The organism is Pontibacter sp. Tf4 (genome assembly GCF_014212495.1).
GTDB lineage: Bacteria > Bacteroidota > Bacteroidia > Cytophagales > Hymenobacteraceae > Pontibacter.
In genome coordinates, this window is sequence record NZ_JACKZC010000006.1 from 179,394 (window position 1) to 199,912 (window position 20,519).

The 20,519-nt window shown below is 48.9% G+C and carries 17 protein-coding genes and 1 riboswitch; of the genes, 12 read left to right on the forward strand and 5 right to left on the reverse strand.

Going from position 1 to position 20,519, the window contains the following annotated elements:
• Positions 1-62: 62 nt before the first annotated feature.
• Positions 63-2,309: a cation:proton antiporter gene (locus H7F15_RS11530; RefSeq protein WP_185197126.1), complete on the reverse strand. Its 2,247-nt coding sequence runs from the start codon at positions 2,307-2,309 to the stop codon at positions 63-65.
• Positions 2,310-2,535: 226 nt separating this feature from the next.
• Positions 2,536-3,882 carry a Na+/H+ antiporter NhaC family protein gene (locus H7F15_RS11535; RefSeq protein ID WP_185197127.1) on the reverse strand — a complete coding sequence of 449 codons (1,347 nt, stop codon included), beginning with the start codon at positions 3,880-3,882 and terminating at the stop codon, positions 2,536-2,538.
• A 194-nt stretch (positions 3,883-4,076) separates the two neighbouring features.
• Positions 4,077-4,181: riboswitch (SAM riboswitch) on the reverse strand.
• Positions 4,182-4,280: 99 nt separating this feature from the next.
• Between H7F15_RS11535 and H7F15_RS11540 the strand changes: the two genes are divergently transcribed.
• From H7F15_RS11540 to H7F15_RS11555, 4 genes are all read left to right on the forward strand, one after another.
• Positions 4,281-5,027 carry a DUF72 domain-containing protein gene (locus H7F15_RS11540; RefSeq protein ID WP_185197128.1) on the forward strand — a complete coding sequence of 249 codons (747 nt, stop codon included), beginning with the start codon at positions 4,281-4,283 and terminating at the stop codon, positions 5,025-5,027.
• Positions 5,028-5,144: 117 nt separating this feature from the next.
• Positions 5,145-5,996: a cyanophycinase gene (locus tag H7F15_RS11545; protein ID WP_185197129.1), complete on the forward strand. Its 852-nt coding sequence runs from the start codon at positions 5,145-5,147 to the stop codon at positions 5,994-5,996.
• A gap of 192 nt (positions 5,997-6,188) precedes the next feature.
• A complete protein-coding gene (locus H7F15_RS11550; protein ID WP_255481202.1) occupies positions 6,189-7,463 on the forward strand; it encodes a sugar MFS transporter in 1,275 nt (424 codons plus the stop codon).
• Between the two features lie 65 nt (positions 7,464-7,528).
• Complete coding sequence (locus tag H7F15_RS11555) at positions 7,529-8,077, forward strand: alpha/beta hydrolase (protein ID WP_185197131.1); 549 nt, start codon at positions 7,529-7,531, stop codon at positions 8,075-8,077.
• Here the strand turns inward: H7F15_RS11555 and H7F15_RS11560 are convergent.
• The 3 genes from H7F15_RS11560 to H7F15_RS11570 form a co-directional block, all read right to left on the reverse strand.
• Positions 8,072-8,887: an MBL fold metallo-hydrolase gene (locus H7F15_RS11560; RefSeq protein ID WP_185197132.1), complete on the reverse strand. Its 816-nt coding sequence runs from the start codon at positions 8,885-8,887 to the stop codon at positions 8,072-8,074. The genes H7F15_RS11555 and H7F15_RS11560 overlap by 6 nt on opposite strands.
• Before the next feature lie 403 nt (positions 8,888-9,290).
• Positions 9,291-11,405 (reverse strand): ATP-binding protein, encoded by a 2,115-nt coding sequence (locus tag H7F15_RS11565; protein WP_255481203.1) that lies wholly within the window; start codon positions 11,403-11,405, stop codon positions 9,291-9,293.
• Positions 11,406-11,592: 187 nt separating this feature from the next.
• Positions 11,593-13,143 carry a malate:quinone oxidoreductase gene (locus H7F15_RS11570; RefSeq protein ID WP_185197133.1) on the reverse strand — a complete coding sequence of 517 codons (1,551 nt, stop codon included), beginning with the start codon at positions 13,141-13,143 and terminating at the stop codon, positions 11,593-11,595.
• Positions 13,144-13,471: 328 nt separating this feature from the next.
• On the opposite strand from H7F15_RS11570, the gene H7F15_RS19500 reads away from it, so the two are divergent.
• The 8 genes from H7F15_RS19500 (at position 13,472) to H7F15_RS11610 (ending at position 20,480) form a co-directional block, all read left to right on the forward strand.
• On the forward strand, positions 13,472-15,316 hold the full coding sequence (locus H7F15_RS19500; RefSeq protein WP_255481204.1) for a DNA/RNA non-specific endonuclease: 1,845 nt from the start codon (positions 13,472-13,474) through the stop codon (positions 15,314-15,316).
• 384 nt (positions 15,317-15,700) lie between these two features.
• Positions 15,701-16,366, forward strand: coding sequence for a hypothetical protein (locus H7F15_RS11580; RefSeq protein WP_185197134.1), 666 nt, complete (start codon positions 15,701-15,703; stop codon positions 16,364-16,366).
• A 213-nt stretch (positions 16,367-16,579) separates the two neighbouring features.
• Entirely contained in the window at positions 16,580-17,113 is a 534-nt protein-coding gene (locus H7F15_RS11585; RefSeq protein WP_185197135.1) for a YceI family protein, read from the forward strand.
• 227 nt (positions 17,114-17,340) lie between these two features.
• Positions 17,341-18,087, forward strand: a complete 747-nt coding sequence (locus tag H7F15_RS11590; protein ID WP_185197136.1) for an EcsC family protein — start codon at positions 17,341-17,343, stop codon at positions 18,085-18,087.
• A 132-nt stretch (positions 18,088-18,219) separates the two neighbouring features.
• A complete protein-coding gene (locus H7F15_RS11595; RefSeq protein WP_185197137.1) occupies positions 18,220-18,987 on the forward strand; it encodes a hypothetical protein in 768 nt (255 codons plus the stop codon).
• A gap of 98 nt (positions 18,988-19,085) precedes the next feature.
• Positions 19,086-19,718 carry a hypothetical protein gene (locus tag H7F15_RS11600; protein WP_185197138.1) on the forward strand — a complete coding sequence of 211 codons (633 nt, stop codon included), beginning with the start codon at positions 19,086-19,088 and terminating at the stop codon, positions 19,716-19,718.
• A 125-nt stretch (positions 19,719-19,843) separates the two neighbouring features.
• Positions 19,844-20,185 carry a type II toxin-antitoxin system RelE/ParE family toxin gene (locus H7F15_RS11605; RefSeq protein ID WP_185197139.1) on the forward strand — a complete coding sequence of 114 codons (342 nt, stop codon included), beginning with the start codon at positions 19,844-19,846 and terminating at the stop codon, positions 20,183-20,185.
• The gene (locus H7F15_RS11610; protein WP_185197140.1) at positions 20,169-20,480 is read left to right on the forward strand and encodes a helix-turn-helix domain-containing protein; all 312 of its coding nucleotides are present in this window, start codon (positions 20,169-20,171) and stop codon (positions 20,478-20,480) included. Before H7F15_RS11605 ends, H7F15_RS11610 begins: the two co-directional genes overlap by 17 nt.
• Positions 20,481-20,519: the final 39 nt, after the last annotated feature.

The window sequence follows — 20,519 nt, forward strand, 5'->3', positions numbered from 1 at the left end:
GTACTTAGCATGTTGCAGGCGCTTCTAAACTATAGTTACAAAAAGGATCAGCATTCTATAGTTCAGGCTACGGCTTCTGCCTTAACCGCTTCCAGTTTGCGTATCCTGCCCGGGTTGCCCACTATCCACAGCAGGTCTCCTTCTTCTATTACCAGTTCAGAGCCGGGGTTCAGTATGCGTTCGCCGTTGCGTTCCAGGCCAACTATAAGCCCTTTTGTCACCTCCCGTATACCAGAGTGCCGGATAGCTTTACCCACCAGTGCAGAACTGCCCGATACTACTAACTGCTGCAACCGCACATCTTCTTTTTCTATTGTTTCATCTGCTTTGGTATCATACACCTCCTGCTCTATCAGGTCCCGGAATGCTGCGATCTGTTCGTCGAGCCCGAACACGTACAGGGTATCGCCGGGGAAGATGATCTCGTCGCGGGTTGGGGCCATAATGGTGCGGTCGCTGCGTTCTATTACAGCTACATTTACGCCATATTTTTCACGCACCTGCAGCTCCACCAACGACCTGCCCACTACTACCGCATTCGGGTACACATCAAACCGGACAAGATGCGCGTCCCAGGGCGTGAGGGTGTGGTGCATGCGGTTGGCTTCGGCTATTTCGCGGGCATTCAGGTTCAGCATAAAGCGCTCTTCTATGCGGATGTAAAAGTTCTGGATTCTTTTAGAGAACACCACCAACCCAACTATAATAGCCAGCCCTGCAAAAATGGAAATATGCACCGGGAAGAACTGGTGCAGCAGGAAACCGATAAACAAAATGCTGATGCCGATACGGACAAATTCCAGCACAATAATAAGGCTGCGGTAGTTTTTGTTAGCCCATAAGCGTCCCTGTGCTTCCTTCTGCGGATGATACACAGCCAGTGCCCATAAAAAAGGCGCTACTGCTGCCAGTGTAACGACCGTGGTAACAATATCCCCGGCAAGGCCGCCCACTACATTTTCCGTGATCAGCGGGTTCAGGTACCTGGCCGAAAGCAAAACAATGGCAATGATGATAACAGAGTAAACCACCAGGTTCAGGGCATACGATTGCAATACGCGTTTCCAGTCGCTGGTGCTGTTAATAACCTGTGCCCCGGAACTATACTCGTTGATCGATCTTTTCCATTTTTCAGGCAACAATCGCTCCACGGCCTGGTAAGCAGGCAACGAGAGTTTGATCATGTACGGCGTGGTAAACGTGGTGATAGCCGACACAGCTACGGCAACCGGGTACAGGAAATCGCTGGTCACGTTCAGGGTAAGGCCAAGCGTAGCAATAATAAACGAGAATTCCCCGATCTGCGACACGCTCATACCCGACTGGATGGATGTTTTCAGTCCCTGGCCTGCTATCAGGCCGCCACCGGTTATGCTCAGCGTTTTACCAACAAGTGTAACTATAGTTATCAGGGCAATCGGCCCGGCATAGGTTACAATCGTTTCAGGGTTTATTAGAATACCTACCGATACAAAGAAGATGGCGCCGAACAGGTCTTTTACAGAAGCGATCAGGTGTTCAATTTTCTCAGCTTTGGTTGTTTCGGCAAGGATAGAGCCCATGATGAAAGCGCCCAGTGCCGGCGAAAAACCAACCTGTGCGGCCAGTATCACCATCAGCAGGCAAAGCGCCAGCGACACGATCAGCAGGGTCTCGTTGTTCATGAGTTTGCTGGCCCTGCGCAAAAAGGTAGGGATTATAAAGATACCGGCCAGGAACCAGAGCAGCAGGAAAAAACCCAGCTTCAGAACGGCTGTCAGCATTTCGGAGCCGGCAAACTGCTGACTTACCGCTACCGTAGAGAGCAGCACCATTAACAGGATGGCCACCAGATCTTCCACGATCAGGACGCCAAACACCAGCCCAGCAAACCTGTTCGATTTCACGCCCAGCTCTTCGAACGCACGGATAATGATGGTGGTAGAAGAAATGGAAAGAATTCCTCCCAGAAAAATACTGTCCATAGTAGACCAGCCCAGGAGTTTGCCCGTCAGGTAACCCAGCAGCAGCATTACCACCACTTCCACAAAAGCCATTATGGCCGAGGAGCCCCCTACCTTCACCAGTTTTTTAAAGCTGAATTCAAGCCCCAGGCTGAAAAGTAAAAATATAACACCGATCTCGGCCCAGATGGTAATGTTCTCGGTTTCGGTTATGGTAGGGAAAATACCGACATGCGGCCCCACCAGCAACCCCGCTATAATGTAGCCTAACACAAGGGGTTGCTTTAACTTCTTAAAGATGAGTGTAGTTATACCTGCAGCTGCTAAAATAAGGCCGAGGTCTGTGATCAGATGTGGTAAATGCATCGGGTAGGTCAGATAATAAAAAACCTGTGTAAGATAAAATAAAATGAGGAAACGCTGCTTTGTAAAGCAGTTTCTGCCGCCACAAACTATAGCTCCTTTCCGTCCCTTTCTGGCAATAACCTATACAGTGCTAACGAACAGGAACGCAGCAATTACGGTTTTACGGTAGTTTTGCTGCGTTCCAGAAAAAAATATCTGTCCCTTATCTTACAACCTATAGTTATAGTTACTGATGTACCGGCGCGGGAGCAGGTGCTTTAAGGGTTTGAGGCACCAGCAGCCTGTCTACCAACGGCGTAAAGATGCCGACCAGGGCGAAGGCCAGCAGTAGGTACAGGTACCAGGCATACGGCAGCACATCCAGGAACGAAAGTTTCCCGCCGGTAAAGCTGAGCATGATCAGGATCTGGGCGCCGTAAGGCAGCAGGCCCTGCACAATACAGGCAAAAATATCGATAATGGCGGCTGTTTTACGGTTGTCTACGGCATAGCGGTCGCTTATTTCTTTGGCCACCGGGCCGGTTACAACTATAGATACCGTGTTGTTGGCAATGGCACTATTCACGCCGCTTACCAGCATTCCAATTCCCAACTGAGCCGACTTATAACCTTTAATGAACGTATTTGCTTTGTCCAGTAAAAACTGGATACCACCGGCCCGGCGCACCATTTCGGCCAGCCCGCCGGTCAGCATCGAGAGCAGGAAGATCTCTGTCATGCTGGTAAAGCCTTCGTAAATATTTTTGGTGAATTGCAGCAAACCCAGCGAGCCATCGGCGAACCCAACTACCCCGGAAGCAACTATGCCTAACAACAGCACCACAAACACATTAACACCATACATGGCCAGGCCCAGCACCAGCAGGTAAGGCACAATTTTTAACAGTTCCGGCTCCTGCACAGCAGGCAACACCTCGGTAGCCGGCCCGCCCTGGAAACCGGCAAACAGCAGCAGCCCGATGTTCAGCAGGGCCGCCGGCCCAGCGATCAGGATGTTCACTTTAAACTTGTCTTTCATGTTGCACTCCTGGGTTTGGGTAGCGGCTATAGTTGTATCAGAGATAAAAGAAAGGTTATCCCCGAACATAGAGCCACCCAGCAAAGCGCCCAGTAAAACAGGCAACGGCGAACCGCTTTGCTCGGCCAGGCCCACCACTATGGGCCCCAGCGCCACAATGGCCCCCACTGAGGTGCCCGTAGCTGTAGACAGAAACGACGCCAGCAGGAATACGCCTAGCCCCAGGTACTCCACCGGAATGTAAGCCAGTCCCAGGTTCACGGTTGCATCCACGCCGCCAATGGCCTTGGCCACCGCAGCAAAAGCGCCCGCCAGCAGGTAGATCACGCACATGGTTATAATCTGCGAATCGCCGCAGCCGCGTATAAATGCATCTACTTTGGCATTAATGCTGCCCCTTAGCATGATAAACGCAGCCACAATACCGCACAACACTGCCACCGGCGATGGCAGAGCATAAAAATCGTTGAGCGCAATGCCGGCACCCAGAAAAATAAATACAAAAACTAAGAAAGGAACCAGCGCCGATCCGCCAGTCTTTTTGATCTGATCCATAAAAAATTAAAAAATGAAAAACAGCCTGAGCGCCAACTATAGCCTATAGCGGGCAGGGCGCAGAAAATTAAAACAGGAAAGGAGGAGATAATTACCTACAACAGCAGCAACAGCATGGGGCCACAGCAGGCGCGGCCGCAAACAGAGTAGCTGAAAAAGGAAGTGGGGTAATGTGTTGTAAGTTCATGTGTACCAATTTATAGTTCCCAAAAGCGGGCAGGAGTTAGCACCATATCAACTATAGTTGCGGGTTGCTAGAGGTTCGCAGAGCCTGTACTCTCCCCTCTTCTTTATAAATCCTGATAAAGATGATGCAAAGGTACGGCCGAAACCACTAAAACTGCAAGCTTTAGACTAAAAAAGCCGTATAACCCCAACCTGAACTATAGTTTATGCCCATGGAGTACATCCCGAATCTGTACGTTGGCACATCCGGCTGGAGCTATCGCTGGCCCGAAGTACTGTACCCACCCGAACTGAAATCGGCAGACAGGCTGGCTTTTTACGCCACCGAGTTTAATGCCACCGAGATCAACAACAGCTTTTACCACTTTACCATGCCCAAAACGGTAGAGAAGTGGCTGGCAACTACACCGCCCTATTTTAAGTTTGCGCCCAAGCTGCACCAGGAAATTACCCATAACCGCAAATTTGAGGACATTGATGCCCCGCTTGATAAGTTTATGGCCAGCTATAGTTTGATGGGCAAGCGCCTGGGGCCAGTGCTGGTGCAGATTGCCGGCAGTTTCCGGTTTAACAGACCGGTGGCCGAAGACTTTTACAGAACACTCCGCCGGAAATACCCGGACCAGGTCTTTGCCCTGGAAGCCCGCCACACGTCGTGGTTCACCGAGGAGTCGCTGGACCTGCTGCGCGATTATGAGATCTCTACCGTAATGGCCAGCGCCGGCAAACGCTTTCCGGGAATAGAAGTAACTACCACCAACACGGCCTACCTGCGCCTGCACGGCGATGAGAAAATGTATCGTTCGGCCTACCCGGATGAGAAACTGGAGCGCTATGCTTATATGGTGAAAGACTGGCTGGAAGATGGCAAGGAGGTGTGGGTGTTCTTTAACAACACCATACTGGGCAATGCCGTAACCGACGCCCGCAAACTGAAGGATATGGTCCGGAACCTGTAGAAAATTTATAGTTGGCTGCAGCAGTAACTTTTCCGGTTTCCGTAGTATCTAATACATAGATTATAGTTGGGCGGCAACTATAGTTCTATTGTCATCAAACTATAGCAGCAACGTGTTATGGAAGCTCCGAAGGGAAAAATAGTAGCCATTGGCGGCAACGAGAACAAAGGCATCATCCCCGATGCCGACTCGCCGGACCTGCAACAGCTGCAGGAAACATTTGCACAGGGCATCTTAAAACGCATACACGACGAGCTGCACGGCCCCGGCACCCGCATTGAAGTGGTTACCACCGCTACGCTTTACCCTAAACGTGCCGGCAAAGTGTATACCGATGCCTTTCTGCTGCTGGGCTGCGACAATGTAGGTGTACTGCCCATTCAACACCCCGACGATGCCCGTAACCCCGAATTTCTGGAACGCCTGCGCAATACGCATGCTGTTATGTTTACCGGTGGCGACCAGAAGCGCCTCGCGGAGGTACTTGGCGGCTCGGAAGCCCTGCACATCCTGAAAACACGATACCAGCAGGAAGAAAAATTCCTGATCTCGGGTACCAGTGCCGGCGCCATGGCCTTATCGGGTGTCATGATAAGTGGCTCTGTGGATACGAACCCGTTGGTAAAAGGCACTGTGTCGCTTGCTAAAGGCCTGGATATACTGGACCAGATGATCATCGACACACATTTTGTAAACCGGCGTCGCATTCCGCGGCTTATAGAGGCCATCGCCGCCAATCCTACCCACATCGGCATCGGCCTCGGCGAAGATACCGGCATCCTGATCACCTGGAACAACTGCATCGAAACGATAGGCTCGGGGCTGGTTGTGGTGATAGATGGACGCAGGCTGGAAAAGAACACTTATCACTTCATCCAGCGGGGGGACCCGCTCTGCGTAGAGAACCTGATCATGCACGTGCTACCAAAAGGAAGGGCCTACAACGTAGTGACCGGTAAATTCATGTAAGCTATTCTCCCGTCCTGTAACCACCTCATTTCTGCTCTCATACAACTAGCACTGCCACTGCTATAGTTTGACAGCGGCCTTTCTGCACTTTTTAATTAACGCGGGCCTGCACATAAATGAGTTATCCAAAAAATAACTTATCTTGAACACCCTTTACGCAACCTTTTTATGTCTGTTAAAACTGAAATCACGATGTCTCAGGATTTAGAGAAACGTAACGATTCCCGTGCCATTTATATCATTGGTGCGCTGTTCTTTATTTTCGGCTCCGTGACCTGGCTCAACTCGGTCCTGATCCCCTATCTTAAGATCGCCTGCGAGCTCACCACCTTCGAGTCGTATTTTGTGACCTTTGCCTTTTACATCTCCTACTTTGTGATGGCTATTCCGTCGGCGTGGGTGCTGAAGGCGACTGGTTTTAAGAAAGGCATGGCGGCCGGGCTGGCAGTAATGGCGCTGGGCGCCCTGATATTTATACCGGCTGCCCTGGAGCGCACCTATAGTTACTTTTTGCTGGGCCTGTTTGTGCAGGGTACCGGCCTGGCCTTGCTGCAAACAGCATCAAACCCGTATATCACCATCCTGGGACCTGCCGAGAGCGCTGCCAAACGCATCAGTGTGATGGGTATCTGTAACAAGGTGGGCGGCATTATCGCTCCTATTGTGCTGGGTTTCTTTATTTTCTCGGATGCCAACGAGCTGGATGCGCTGGTGGGTCAGCTTAACTCGATGAGCGTGCAGGAGAAAGCCGCCGAACTGAATGCCCTGGCCGCCCGCGTGATAAATCCTTACATTTTTATGGCAGTAGCACTGGGCATACTGGCGGTGCTGGTGCTGTGGTCGAGCTTGCCGGAAGTAGATACCGACCAGGAAGACGAAACTATAGCCATGGCCAACACAGGCAAAACAAGTGTACTGCAGTTTCCGCATTTGTTGCTGGGCGTACTGGCGCTGTTCCTGTATGTAGGTGTTGAAGTTATTGCGGTAGATACCATTATCAGCTACGGTGTTGAGAACGGGTTTTCGCTGGAAGATGCCAAGTTCTTTGCCTCGTTTACCTTAGGTGCCATGCTGCTGGTCTACGTCATCGGTATCATCTCTATCCCGAAATACCTGAAACAGGATGTGGCATTAAAACTATCGGCTATCCTGGGCGTGCTGTTCTCGGTGGCTGCCATTCTTACAAGTGGTTATACCTCGGTGCTGTTCATCGCTCTGCTGGGTCTGGCCAACTCGCTGATGTGGCCGGCTATCTGGCCGCTGGCTATTGCAGGGCTCGGCCGCTTCACTAAAATCGGTTCGTCGCTGCTGATCATGGGTATTGCCGGCGGGGCCATTCTTCCGCTGGTATACGGCAGGTTATCCGAAGTGACAGACACCCAACACGGCTACTGGATACTGGTGCCATGTTACCTGTTTATCTGGTACTATGCTACCAAAGGCCATAAAGCAGGCCGAAAGATCTAACTTACATACAGCCCCGGCAGAGCGATCAGCCGGGGCTTTTTTGTTCATACCCCGAACTATAGTTCATGCACATCAACATTCCCGGCCTCAGAAACTCCGGCCCCGACCACTGGCAAAGCCTCTGGGAGGCAGCTTACCCGGAGCAGTTTTACCGTATCAACCAACACAACTGGGACCAGCCCGACTGCGCCCTATGGACCGCACGCATAGAACAGGAACTACAGCAGTTTGACCTGAGCGAGGTGGTGCTGGTTGGCCATAGTGTAGGTTGCGCCGCTATCGTTAACTGGCACCAGCGCTTTGGCAAAAGGGTAAAAGCTGCCCTGCTGGTAGCCCCAAGCGATGTAGACAACCCCGATTATCCCAGCTACATTACGGGCTTCAGTCCGCTGCCGCTGCAAAATCTGCCTTTCCCGACTATAGTTGTGGCCAGCACCAACGACCATGTGGTAAACTATAGTCGCGCCAAACATTTTGCTAATTGCTGGGGAAGTGAGTTGGTAACGATAGAAAATGCCGGCCACATAGAACCGAAATCCGGGTACGGCCCCTGGGACCAGGGACTGGAACTGATAGCACAACTGCACAACCAAACTATAGTTCCGAAACTATAGCAGCTGTAGTTGCTCGCCTTTAAAGTGCTTTATCGGCTTAAACGAGTTGGTAATGGTATAAATCGGGGTTTCCTGGTAACGCGATGCGATCACGACTTCGGTGCCGGCAGCATTCAGATCGAAAAGCTGTTTCAGCATGCCGGGGTTGTTGTTATCTTTTGATAAATGCGAGAGCAATACGTGGCTCATGTGGGCCGGCTTGTGCTCGGTAAACAGCGTGAGGGCCTGCTCGTTGGAGAGGTGCCCGTGCTTGCTGCGGATGCGTTGCTTCAGATAATACGGGTAACGGCCGCTGTCGAGCAGTCCGTCGTCGTAGTTAGCTTCAAGGAAAGCGGCATGGCACTGCCCAAAGTGCTTGATCACGTGCTCGCAGGGTTCGCCAATATCCGTAAATACCCCAACATTAATGCCCTCGTAGCTTACCATAAAACTATGCGGGTCCGAGGCGTCGTGCCATTTAGGGAAGGCGGTTACCGTTAAATTGCCTACCTGTACCGGCTCATAAGCGGTAAACGAGATGGCAGTAATCGGCTCGTGGGTCAGGCGACCGTGGTACTGGGTATCCGGTGTTATGTAAACCGGCAAACTATACTTTTTTGCCAGCATGGCCACACCCCGGATATGGTCGGAGTGCTCATGCGAGATAAAAATGGCCTTTACCTTGCGCATCGACAGGCCCAGGCGCATCATGCGTTTCTCGGTTTCGCGGCACGAAATACCGGCATCCACCAGCACAGCCTCGCGCTCGTTGCCAATGTAATAACAGTTGCCGTTACTCCCCGAATTTAATGATGTGATCTGCAAGTGCATGTAGCTGCAAAGAAACGCTAAATAATGCTTTTTACCAAGATGGCCCTATCTATTAACTCCCCTTGCTGCAGCAAAATTCCTTTTACGCTGCATTTAAAATCAGCAGCAAACTATAGCTTCTGATTATCAACAAACTATAGTTCTAAAGCTGTAACTATAGCTTACTAATGTACCTGGGATTTGATCACCTGGAAAAGTCTATAGTTGCAACTATAGCAGTTTCAGGAATACAATTCAATGGATGTAAAAATGTGCGTTGCACAATAACTATAGAACTATAGTCAGCAATAAATCACTGGCATAACAGTAAGATAAGCCCTGTCAAACTATAGCTGGAAGCAGTAACTACCTTCTCTTCTTACCCTAATAACTCCCAATTATCCGATTTAGCCAATCAGAAATCTTAGCGCTTAAAGTAGACTTTAAAGTTAGCGCCTTTGTCCAGGGCTGTTTCCAGTTCTATGTGCCCGCCGGCATTTTCTATAATACGCTTCACAATATACAACCCGATACCGGAGCCTTCCACATGGTCGTGCAGGCGTTTGAACATCGAGAATATCTTTATTTCATCATCAGGGTTCAGGCCCAGCCCATTATCTGCCACCGATAAGATCACAAACTCCGGGGTAAGCTCGCTGCTAATAACTATGTGCGGCAGGCGGGCCGGCGAACTATATTTAAGCGCATTGCTGAGCAGGTTATACACAATACTACGCACGTTTTTGGCCGAGAACTCGATCTCAGCCTCCGGCGACACGTTGGTTTCTATAGTTGCCTGCTTCTCTTTTATCTGCGGTTCAAAGTCTAATTGAATGTCCTCTACTACCTGTTTCAGGTTCACGCGGGCCACATCGTGGTTGTCTTCGCGCTGCACCTTAGCTACCTCGGTCAGGTCGGCAATGGCGCGCTTAAACCGGTCGATGGAGTGTTGGATAAGGGACAGTACTTTCTGGAGGTCCGGAGAGTTCAGGTTTTCGTGTGGCAGGAAATCCACAAACACTTTCATCAGGCCTTCGATGTTGGAGATCGGGGCTTTGAGGTCATGCGAGGCAGAGTATACAAAGTTATCGAGGTCGGCGTTCGTGGCGAGCAGCTCCTTGTTCATGGCCTCTATCTTCAGGCGGGCCTCCACCTGCTCGTTCACACCCACAGCCACCGCTATAATGCCTATCACATTGCCCTGCTCGTCGCGCATGGGCTGGTATACAAAGTTAATGTATACATCCTCCAGTTTACCATTCCGGTCAAGTTTTACGAGAAGCTCATTTGCTACAAAAGGTACGCCGGTGGTGTATACTCCGTCCAGCAGTTCCCTGATGCCCTGGTCGGCTACTTCTGGCAAGGCTTCCAGCACCGGCCTGCCGATCACTTCCTCGTAGGTGCGGCCCCATATCTCGCAAATGCCCGGGTTCACCAGGTCCACAATATACTCCGGCCCACGCAGAATTGTGATGCCCACAGGCGCCTGCATAAAGATCTCGCTCATATAAGCCTGGCGTCTTTCGGTTTCAGAGCGGGCGTGTACACTTGCAAACGAGATAGCTATCTGCCGCCCCAAAAGCATGTGGAAGTCCTCGTAGTTGGTATTATAGTCAAGTTTAGAGCTGGTACCGGCCACTATAATGCCTACCACGCGGCTCTGGCCGGGCAGGGCAACGGGCAAAAGCGCTACCGGCAAGTCCTGCTGCTCCGCTGTAAGCTTCGTTTTATCTGCAACCAGGTCGCTGTATTTTACCAGCACCGGCTTACGCGTTTCCAGTACCTGCAGCAACGGATCTGCAATTCCCTGCTCTTTCAGGCTTGGTCTTTCGAGTAGCGTTTCGTGCAGCATAATACCTGCCTGGCCCAGCAACCGCGCTTCGCCGCTATCTTCCTCCAGCAGATAAATACCACACAATGGTATGTCGCTGGTATTTTCACTCATTATAGCACAGGCTTTCTCACCGGCTTCTTCCAGGGTACTAACCAAGGTCAGCGCTTCGGTTACATCTTTCAGGGTTTTAAGGCGGCGCTGATTTAAAACAGTGTCGGTCACTTCTTTACAGGAGCAGAACATACCAGCTACCTGGCCATCGTCGTTAAATGCAGGGCTGTACGAAAAGGTCCAGTAGGTTTCCTCTATAAAGCCCTTCCGATCCAGGTAAATGGGCATGTCTTCGGCGTAGAACTGGGTGCCGTTCTGGAAAATATCTTCGGCTACTGCCCCTATCTGGTACCAGATCTCCGACCACATGTCGCGGGCACTTGCCCCCAGCGCATCGGGATGTTTTTTTCCTAAGGCAGGCAAATACGCATCGTTGTGGAACATGTAAAAGGATTCGGACCACCACAAAAACATCGGAAACGATGAATTAAGGATGGTGCGTAAGGTTGTTTTCAGGCTGAGTGGCCATGCCTCCATATCACCAAGCGGGTGATTGTGCCAGTCGTAAGCGCGCATGAGGGCGCCCATCTCACCGCCTCCCGTAAAAAAATATTGCTTATTGCCTGCGGCAGTGGTTTTCTGTGATAAAGACATGAAAGAAGTATTAAATAACAGGGTGTGCTTGTACTGTTCCTGCATTGCATCTGTCTGAAGCAATATAACGAAAACTAAATATAGAAGTTAGCATGACTTCTGAACTTCAGCCTGTTTCGTGCAGATAAAGTACTAACACGTTCATTTGCTCCCTGTTAATTTTGTATCTATTTTAATTAATTGTGCCTCAGGAGGCGAGCTTGTTGCTTTGTCCGGCTTCCTGTTTATAGTTGGCGCCAATCCGCGGCAGCCCTAACACGCTACTTGTCCAGTCTCTTACCTGTTGCAGCAACCCGGCGTCCTGCGCCAGCGAAAGCCCGTACGACGGAATCATCTGCCTGAGTTTTGCCTGCCATGCCGGCGAGGCCACCTGCTCCGGAAAACAGCGCTGCAGCAATTCCAGCATAATCGATACGGCCGTAGAAGCACCCGGCGAGGCACCTAATAAGGCAGCAAGCGAGCCATCGGCAGCACTTACCATCTCGGTTCCGAACTCCAGCACGCCTCCCCCTTCCGGGCCTTTTTTAATTACCTGCACCCGCTGGCCTGCAATCTCCAGTTCCCAGTCTTCGGGTCTGGCGTTCGGGTAGTAATCGCGGAGGGCTTGCATTCTGTCTTCCGGCGACTGGCGCACCTGGTTGATCAGGTACTGGGTAAGCGGAATATTTTTAATACCAGCCGAGATCATCGGGCGCAGGTTATCCGGCCGGATGGAAAGGGCCAGGTCCAGGAAAGAGCCTTTTTTAAGGAACTTAGTGGAGAAACCGGCATAGGGCCCGAAGAGCAGCTCCTTTTTACCGTTTATGTAGCGGCTATCCAGGTGCGGCACCGACATGGGCGGCGATCCTACCGATGCTTTTCCGTACACCTTGGCCTTGTGGCGCTCCACTACATCGGGGTTGGTACAGCGCAGCCATTGCCCGCTTACCGGGAACCCGCCAAAACCTTCGCCTTCCGGAATACCGGATTTAAGCAGTAGCGGCAACGAGCCTCCCCCGGCCCCTATAAAAACAAACTTAGCATACACATTCCGCTTCTCGCCGGTTGCCAGGTCTTTTACCCGTACACGCCAGTAGCCGGTACTGGTCTTCTTGAGTTTGCGCACCTCGTGCCCGAAGTACTGGCGCATGCCGTGTTCCTGCAGGCGCATGAACATACGGCGTGTAAGCGCACCAAAGTTTACGTCCGTACCGATCTCCATGCGGGTGGCGGCCAGCTTTTCGGAAGTATCGCGCCCTTCCATTACCAATGGCATCCACTCTTTTAACTGAACCGGGTTTTCGCTGTACTGCATGCCCTTAAACAGGTGGCAGCTGGTCATGGCCTCGTAGCGTTTTCTCAGAAACTCCACATTCTTATCGCCCCACACAAAGCTCATGTGCGGCACCGTGTTAATAAAAAAGTCGGGTAGTTTTACCTGGTTCTTCTCCAGCAGGTAAGACCAGAACTGCTTCGATACCTCAAATGACTCCGCTATTTTAACTGCTTTTGAAATATCGATGGCGCCATTGGGGCGCTCGGGCGTATAGTTGAGTTCGCAGAAGGCCGAGTGGCCGGTGCCCGCATTGTTCCAGGCATCGGAGCTTTCGGCGGCCGCTACATGCAGGCGCTCGTATAGTTCCACTTTCAGGTCTGGCTGCAGTTCTTTTAGTAACATGCCGAGTGTCGCACTCATAATTCCGGCTCCGATCAGAATAACGTCCGGGTTTCCGTCTGTAGTCATATTGTTAATGTCCATAGCTCTTGTGTATAGTTCAGCTTCTGTAACCAGGCATTGCCCGGGGTTTTATCTCCTTACGGAAAAGTTTGCTATTTAATAACAAACCGGGCTGCCAATACCTGCCAGACCGCCCACTTACCGGGTTCGCACATCCAAGCGTCTCACTTTGCCAATACCGGTTATCACTATTACCATTTTATTAAGGTTGCAACATCAAGCTACACATTTAGAGCAGCTTAGCTTTATTCATCTATTTATATTTACCTATATTTGAATGCGGAAATATGAAGCAGCCAACCGCACTGTTCCCCGACCTTGTATTGCCTTTACACCTAACACTATACAAATGAAACACAGTTACCCTTTCCGATGGATCCTGATCCTGACGGCATTTTTTACCTTTACCGCCTGCCAGCAGGATACGGAGAACATTGACCCGCAGCTCCCGCTCGAAGAGAACATCATCATTAACCCTGATGCCTTTTACGAAGGCTTTGAAGGCGCCACCAAAACCAGCTATGCAACGGCTGATGTAGTTTTTGCCAGTGGCACCTGGACCTTTACTGATGCGCTTACCGGCAATACCACCGACGACACCAAGACAGATGTACAGGCTGCCAGGGTGCAGAACAGCGGTAAACTGACCATGAAGTTCGACCTTCCGGCTGGTGCTAAATCGTTTACGCTTACCTATGCCAAGTATGGCCGCGATAAAAATACCACCCTGCAGGTGTTTTACTCCACCGACGGTGGCGCCACCTGGACAAGCGCCGGCGAAACCATAAGCGTAAGCAAGACCAGCCAGCAAAGCACTACCCTGCCCCTGAACATTACCGTCCCGGTGCGCTTCGAGATCCGGAAAACGGACGGCTCGGCCAACCGCACCAACATTGATAACATTCAGGTTGAAGCAAACGCGGCAACCGCACCGGCACCCGTAACCAGCACCATCACCGAAAACTATGAGACCGGCTCGAAAGGCAGTTATGCAGCAGCTTCGGTGGCACTTACAACCGGCAACTGGTTCCTGAACGAAGCGCTGATCGGCACACTGGAATCTGACCGTAAAAACGGAACCAAATCGGTGCGCATCCGTGACCTGGGCAGCCTGGAGATGCAGTTTGATGTACCCAACGCCCAGGAGGTAACGATATACCACGCCGCCTACGGCACCGACAATGCCAGCACCTGGCAACTGGAAGCCTCTACAGACGGTGGCCAGCACTGGACCGTGCAGGGCAATGTGATCAACACTTCAGCAACCACCTTGCAGAAAGCTACCTTTACAGTTAACTATAGTTCGGCTGTCAGATTCAGAGTAGTTAAACTGAGTGGCACGGGTACCCGCATCAACATCGATGATGTTACTGTGAGCAGCACTGCTACCGAAGAAGACCCGGGCACCGGCGAAGACCCTGCCCCCACCAACCCCGGCGAAACCAGTAACAGCGTACACCTTACCTTAGGCAACCCGTCGGGGGCTATAACTGATGTGAACCAGCCAAACAATTACCTGCTGCTTAAAACACAGTATGTGATGTCGTATAGCCGCGACAAAGGCACGGCCAACTGGGTGAGCTGGCATTTAGATAATACCTGGATCGGCAGCACGCCACGCCAGGATGATTTCAGGGCTGACGCAACACTGCCGTCGGGCTGGTACCGCGTGGGCTCTACCGATTACTCGGGCAGCGGCTTCGACCGTGGCCACATGTGCCCGTCTGCCGACAGAACCGCTTCGGTAACTGATAACTCTGCTACCTTCCTGATGACCAACATGATACCGCAGGCACCACGCAACAACCAGGGCGCTTGGGCACAACTCGAAAACTACTGCCGCTCACTGCTGAGCAGCGGCAACGAGGTATACATTATCTCGGGTGGTTACGGCATGGGTGGCAGCGGCTCTAATGGCTATACCACAACTATAGCCGGCGGCAAGGTAACGGTGCCATCCAATACCTGGAAAGTAATTGTGGTGCTGCCGAAAGGCGACAACGATGCGGCACGCATTACCACCAGCACCCGCGTAATTGCTGTAGATATGCCAAACGACCAGAATGTGCAGTCGGACTGGAAACTATACCGCACCACTGTGGATGCCATTGAAGCAAAGACCGGCTACGACTTTTTAAGCCTGGTGAACGACAACACAGAGAGCGTGCTGGAGGCAACAAAAGACGCTTTATAGGCCATCAGCCCGGGCCGTTCTGTGGCCTGACCAGCAACCTTACATAACTACGGATAGCCCTGCCAACCGGCGGGGCTATCTTTTTAAGGAACTATAACGCCCTTTTTTGGCTTATATAATCCGTAAAGCTATGCTTTGCAGGGAGATGAGCGGCAAACGAAGCCGGCAGTTTCTGATGCTGCCAACTATAGTTTACAATAAATCGCCTTGAACAGAGTTTAGCTAAAAAGCATTAGCAGATTTCGTTTTTACCGCCGCAAAAATGATTTTCTGACCAGCTGCGAGAGGAATATTAAATCAAACACCTGTAAAATTAATTGCGCGTTATAGCACTTTATTTTATGTTTACTCCGGTATAGCTTCCGGATCAAAATCAATCTTACCATGAAATCAACCTTTTTATCCCTTGTTTTAGTGATGCTGTTCACGGCCGTACAGGCACAGGATGCAGCCCCGACAAAAAACACACTGTCTAAACAGTACAGTGCCCTGAAAGATAAAGCCAACTCGTACCAGGAGGGCGGTCAGCAGTACAAAGTTGTGAATGTAAAGTCGATGGACCAGTTCTATAAGAGCGTAAACGACAGCCTGCAGGTTATCAGCAAAAAGCTGGCCGATGCGCGCGCCGGCGCCGACAAGGAACTGATTGAAGCCCGTGCCAGTGTAGCTGCACAGGAAAAACAACTGAAAGCATTAACCGAAGAGACTGCACGCAAAGAGCAGGAAGTGCAGAAAAGCCAGCACCTGATCAACAACATTTCGTTTTTCGGGATAGACATGCAGAAGCAGTTTTACGTGATCCTGAACTCCGTAATTATAGTTGCCCTGCTGATAGTGCTGGCTATAGTAATGATGCAGTACAAGAGCAGTAAGCGCGTGGCTATAGAGAAAGTAAAAGCGTTTGATGACATCGACAGTGAGTTTAACGAATATAAAAAGGCTGCCCGCGAACGTGAACTGAAGCTGAAGCGTGAAATGCAGACCGAAATGAACCGTGCAGAAGACCTGAAAATGGAGCTGACAGCGCTGCAGAAAAAACAGCACGCTTAAAAAATAAACACAAACATTAAAAAAGGCCACTGGAATAACACCAGTGGCCTTTTTTAATGTCCTTCCCCTGCTTTGTAAACTATAGTTGTTGGTAAAAAAAGGAATACAGAGAAACTTTTTCGCCTAATTACATGTATATACATTAAATGTTTGTACATTTGTAACATCTCACGTATAAACCGATTTACAGATAAACACTAACCAATTTAAACTATGGCTACTACAAAATGGGTGATTGACCCGACACACAGCGAAATCCAGTTCAAGGTAAAGCACCTGATGATCACGACCGTGACAGGTTATTTCCAAAAATTTAACCTGGAAGTGGAAACTGAAGACGAAGATTTTACCAAAGCATCGCGCATCGAGTTTACAGCTGATATTGATTCGATCAGCACGAACAACGAGCAGCGCGACACGCACCTGAAGTCTGATGACTTTTTTAATGCAGAGCAGTACAAGCAGCTGCGTTTTATAGGTAAATCTTTCGAGGGTTCCGGCGACAACTATAAACTGCACGGCGACCTGACTATCCGCGATGTGACCAAACCGATTACCCTTGATGTGGAGTATGGTGGTATAGTAGTAGACCCGTATGGCCAGACAAAGGCCGGCTTTACTGTAGAAGGTAAAGTAAACCGCAAAGAATTTAACCTGACCTGGGATGCTGTTACAGAAGCTGGCCAGGTAGTGGTAAGCAACGAGATAAAACTGCACTGCGAGGTTCAGCTCGTGAAGCAGGCCTAAATTTTCCTTTTTTCCTTTTTTACCGGCAAGCCGCTGCGGAGAACTTCTGCAGCGGCTTGTTGTTTTTAGCGACTGATCGGCACCCCAAAAAAGGCGACCACCGGAATTTCCCGGATGCGAAAATGAAAAGGCCTGCGACATTTTTACCAGAACCTGGGCTATAGTTTACAGCTATTTCATGGCATTTAAGTATAAAGCTATAGTTTAGCACTACAACTATAGCACCTATGGCCATACCGCTTTCCCACCATTACTATACCCAGCATGCCCTGCACCAGCTGCGCGACTGGCAACGCCAGATGCAACGGGAACCTACCTTCCTGAACAGCCTGGCCCGAAAAACCCAGCAGAAGATCAATAGCTATATCCCCGACAGAATACACCAGGCCATTACTACCGCCATAAAACAAATGACCCGCGCCACCCTTTTCGGAGCCGGTCTGATAACAAAAGCGCCAGCCGCTGCACACGACCTGCAGTTGCAGGAAGGGTTGGTGGCGGGCCGTATAAAGTTTTACAAAAACGCTGCCGCTGCCGAAGGCGGCGTTACCGGGGCTGGTGGTATTTTACTGGGCCTGGCTGATTTTCCGTTGCTGTTCGGGCTTAAAATGAAGTTGCTGTTCGAGATTGCCGCCCTTTACGGATATGATGCCTCGGACTACAAAGAGCGTGTGTACCTGCTGCACATCTTTCAACTGGCCTTCAGCAGCCACGAGCATCGCCGCGACGTGTACAACCAGATGGTAGACTGGGACAGGCAAAAACAATACCTCCCCGACGACATCAACCAGTTTAACTGGCGCAGCTTTCAGCAGGAGTACCGCGATTATATTGACCTGGCAAAGATGGCACAACTGATACCGATTATAGGCGCACCGGTGGGAGCTGTAGTCAACTATAGACTGCTTACCAGACTCGGCCATACCGCCATGAACGCCTACCGCATGCGCTGGCACGAGACCGGCAAACTATAGTTTGTGCTATCAGCTAATTACCTTATCTTGTTCAGTAACTATCAGATCAGGATTTGGAAACTATAACTATAGTGCAGATAAGCGTTTGTTGTGGTTTAGAGGTAGTTATGGGCAAGTTTTAAATCCTCAATTTTGAAAACTCTCATTTATATATTCTCGCTTTTCCTTTTGGGCTGCACAGCGCAAGAAAAGCCAGTGTTCAATACATTAAAAATAAAGCACACATTTGGTGATGAGAGTTATACAGTTAGGGAAATGTCATTTAATCTTGAAGGAAATGCCGTTGTCGGAAGGATTACAATTCCAAATAAGGATAAACTTGCTTCATCCAGGACTGTATTAAGCGAAAAATCAATATCAAATTTAAACTCTTTCGTGAAGTTAGCGGAAGGCTATTCAGAGGATTGCGAGGAAACTAACCAAAGTTCGTATGTTCAATATTACGAAGTTGAAATAGACAACAGAAAATTAAAAATATTTAAATTCTGCGATTGGAAATCACTAACATTTGAAAGTTTAGAAAACGAAATTTTCGAAAACTATTTCAAGAAACTTCAAATTGAGAGAGAAAACTTAAATGTTTTACTTTCAAAAAGATTAGCGGGTAAATGGAAGGAAAACGAAAAACTTGAAAACCTAAAATTAGAATCAGAATGGGTACTGGAAAAAGTCCTAGTTAACTCCAAAATGGATGAATATCTTGAATTTGTTAAACCTCAAGAAGCGGTTCTATACCGCAAAAGGAGAAAAATCTATTATGATTACCAATTTGATATTTTAAATGGCACAACCTATTTATATATGTATGGTGATGACGAAAAAAATGGTGAGGGGTTAATCTACGGGCAAAGGTTTAAAGTTATTGAACTTACAGATAACCATATCAAATTAGTTCATTAATAGCTCTCCTACCCATAACCACACCTTTACTGTAGCTACGCCACAGCAAAGCCAAGTACGTTAACGGTAATTAAAATTAATAAAATAAAAACAGATAGGTGAACGAAGCGGTCAGAACAAATTCCTTTAAGGGGAAAGATAAGACCTTACTGATTAATGGAGAGCTTATCCGATTTAATGATAAAGAAATAGAAAGAAGAAAAGTATCAGGTATAAGATACTGGATAAGCGCAATCGAATTCTATAAGTTTACTGTAGGTAGAAAATACCACATTGGCCTTAGGACCGAGAATGTACAGATTGATATTATTTTTAAAAGCTACTTCGGGTTTGGAAATGCTTACTTTACAGATTTGTGTGGTAGAATAGTAGATGAGATTTGGGAATCTATAATCTCCCAAATAATGAATCCAGCTGTAGATTTGCTTATTGCAGGTGAAGAAGTACAGTTTGGACACTGCACACTTAGCAAAGACGGTGTGCTTATAACCAAAAACAACACGATCACTAAAAAGCAATCACTTGTAAGTTGGGCAGACTTGAATTACCAGAAAAATTATGACCGACTCACTCTAAACAGCAAAAGCGATCACAAGCTATGGACAAATCTATACTTTAGAGAAAGCTGGAATATCGAAATTTTAATGGCTTTGTTGGACTGGATAACCATGGAAGATGGATTGAAGGAAATACACAAGAAAGAGAACAACTCCAACCAACACGGCACATAAGTCAACCTACGACTATGTCTTGCTCAATTTATATAATCCATTAGTGGCGAGTTTAAATCAAAAGAGAGCTATTTTTTTAATTTATAGTAACTTTTAAGTTACATTTACTGTTGGAAGTACAACAGATGAAGAAAATCAGAGAAATCGTCGCTTACAAAAACTACTTTGAAGATTTCTTGAAAGAACAGCCTGTGAAAGTGCAGGATAAGATATTCAGGATTTTAGAAGCGATAGAAACGCTTGAGCGGGTGCCTCAAAATTACCTGAAACACCTGACGGGTACAAACGGGTTATATGAAGCAAGAGTGCAACTTGCTTCCAACATTTGGAGGGTTTTTTGTTTCTTCGATGAAGGTAAACTGGTCATTTTGCTTAACGGCTTTCAGAAGAAAACACAGAAAACACCAAAGAAAGAGATTGAAAAAGCACTACAACTAATGGCTGAATATTATGAAGGAAAAAGATAAACAAGGAGAGGTTAGTTCTTGGTCAGACATCAAGAACAGAGTGTATGGTGTGAAAGGTACAGAGAGACGTGATAACCTTGATAGAGAGTTCGAGTCATTTAAAATCGGGCTTGAATTGAAAAAGGCGCGAGAAGCGAGACACCTTACCCAGCAGGAGTTAGGCGAAATCATCGACAAGAAGAGAACGTACATTTCAAGAGTGGAAAACGACGGGAGTAACTTAACGCTCAAAACCTTATTTGATATTGTTGAGAAAGGATTGGGAGGGAAAGTTAAAATATCTATTGAGCTTTAGAAGAAGGCTTACACCCCGTAACCTTTACTACAATACGGC

What these genes read in the sequence shown, in the direction of transcription:
- H7F15_RS11585 (WP_185197135.1), top strand. Translation starts at nt 16,580, where the DNA reads ATGGCTACTACAAAATGGGTGATTGACCCGACACACAGCGAAATCCAG.
- H7F15_RS11590 (WP_185197136.1), top strand. Translation starts at nt 17,341, where the DNA reads ATGGCCATACCGCTTTCCCACCATTACTATACCCAGCATGCCCTGCAC.
- H7F15_RS11540 (WP_185197128.1), top strand. Translation starts at nt 4,281, where the DNA reads ATGGAGTACATCCCGAATCTGTACGTTGGCACATCCGGCTGGAGCTAT.
- H7F15_RS11565 (WP_255481203.1), bottom strand. Translation starts at nt 11,405, where the DNA reads ATGTCTTTATCACAGAAAACCACTGCCGCAGGCAATAAGCAATATTTT.
- H7F15_RS11535 (WP_185197127.1), bottom strand. Translation starts at nt 3,882, where the DNA reads ATGGATCAGATCAAAAAGACTGGCGGATCGGCGCTGGTTCCTTTCTTA.
- H7F15_RS11605 (WP_185197139.1), top strand. Translation starts at nt 19,844, where the DNA reads ATGAAGAAAATCAGAGAAATCGTCGCTTACAAAAACTACTTTGAAGAT.
- H7F15_RS11580 (WP_185197134.1), top strand. Translation starts at nt 15,701, where the DNA reads ATGAAATCAACCTTTTTATCCCTTGTTTTAGTGATGCTGTTCACGGCC.
- H7F15_RS11545 (WP_185197129.1), top strand. Translation starts at nt 5,145, where the DNA reads ATGGAAGCTCCGAAGGGAAAAATAGTAGCCATTGGCGGCAACGAGAAC.
- H7F15_RS11550 (WP_255481202.1), top strand. Translation starts at nt 6,189, where the DNA reads ATGTCTCAGGATTTAGAGAAACGTAACGATTCCCGTGCCATTTATATC.
- H7F15_RS11555 (WP_185197131.1), top strand. Translation starts at nt 7,529, where the DNA reads ATGCACATCAACATTCCCGGCCTCAGAAACTCCGGCCCCGACCACTGG.
- H7F15_RS11530 (WP_185197126.1), bottom strand. Translation starts at nt 2,309, where the DNA reads ATGCATTTACCACATCTGATCACAGACCTCGGCCTTATTTTAGCAGCT.
- H7F15_RS19500 (WP_255481204.1), top strand. Translation starts at nt 13,472, where the DNA reads ATGAAACACAGTTACCCTTTCCGATGGATCCTGATCCTGACGGCATTT.
- H7F15_RS11560 (WP_185197132.1), bottom strand. Translation starts at nt 8,887, where the DNA reads ATGCACTTGCAGATCACATCATTAAATTCGGGGAGTAACGGCAACTGT.
- H7F15_RS11570 (WP_185197133.1), bottom strand. Translation starts at nt 13,143, where the DNA reads ATGGACATTAACAATATGACTACAGACGGAAACCCGGACGTTATTCTG.
- H7F15_RS11610 (WP_185197140.1), top strand. Translation starts at nt 20,169, where the DNA reads ATGAAGGAAAAAGATAAACAAGGAGAGGTTAGTTCTTGGTCAGACATC.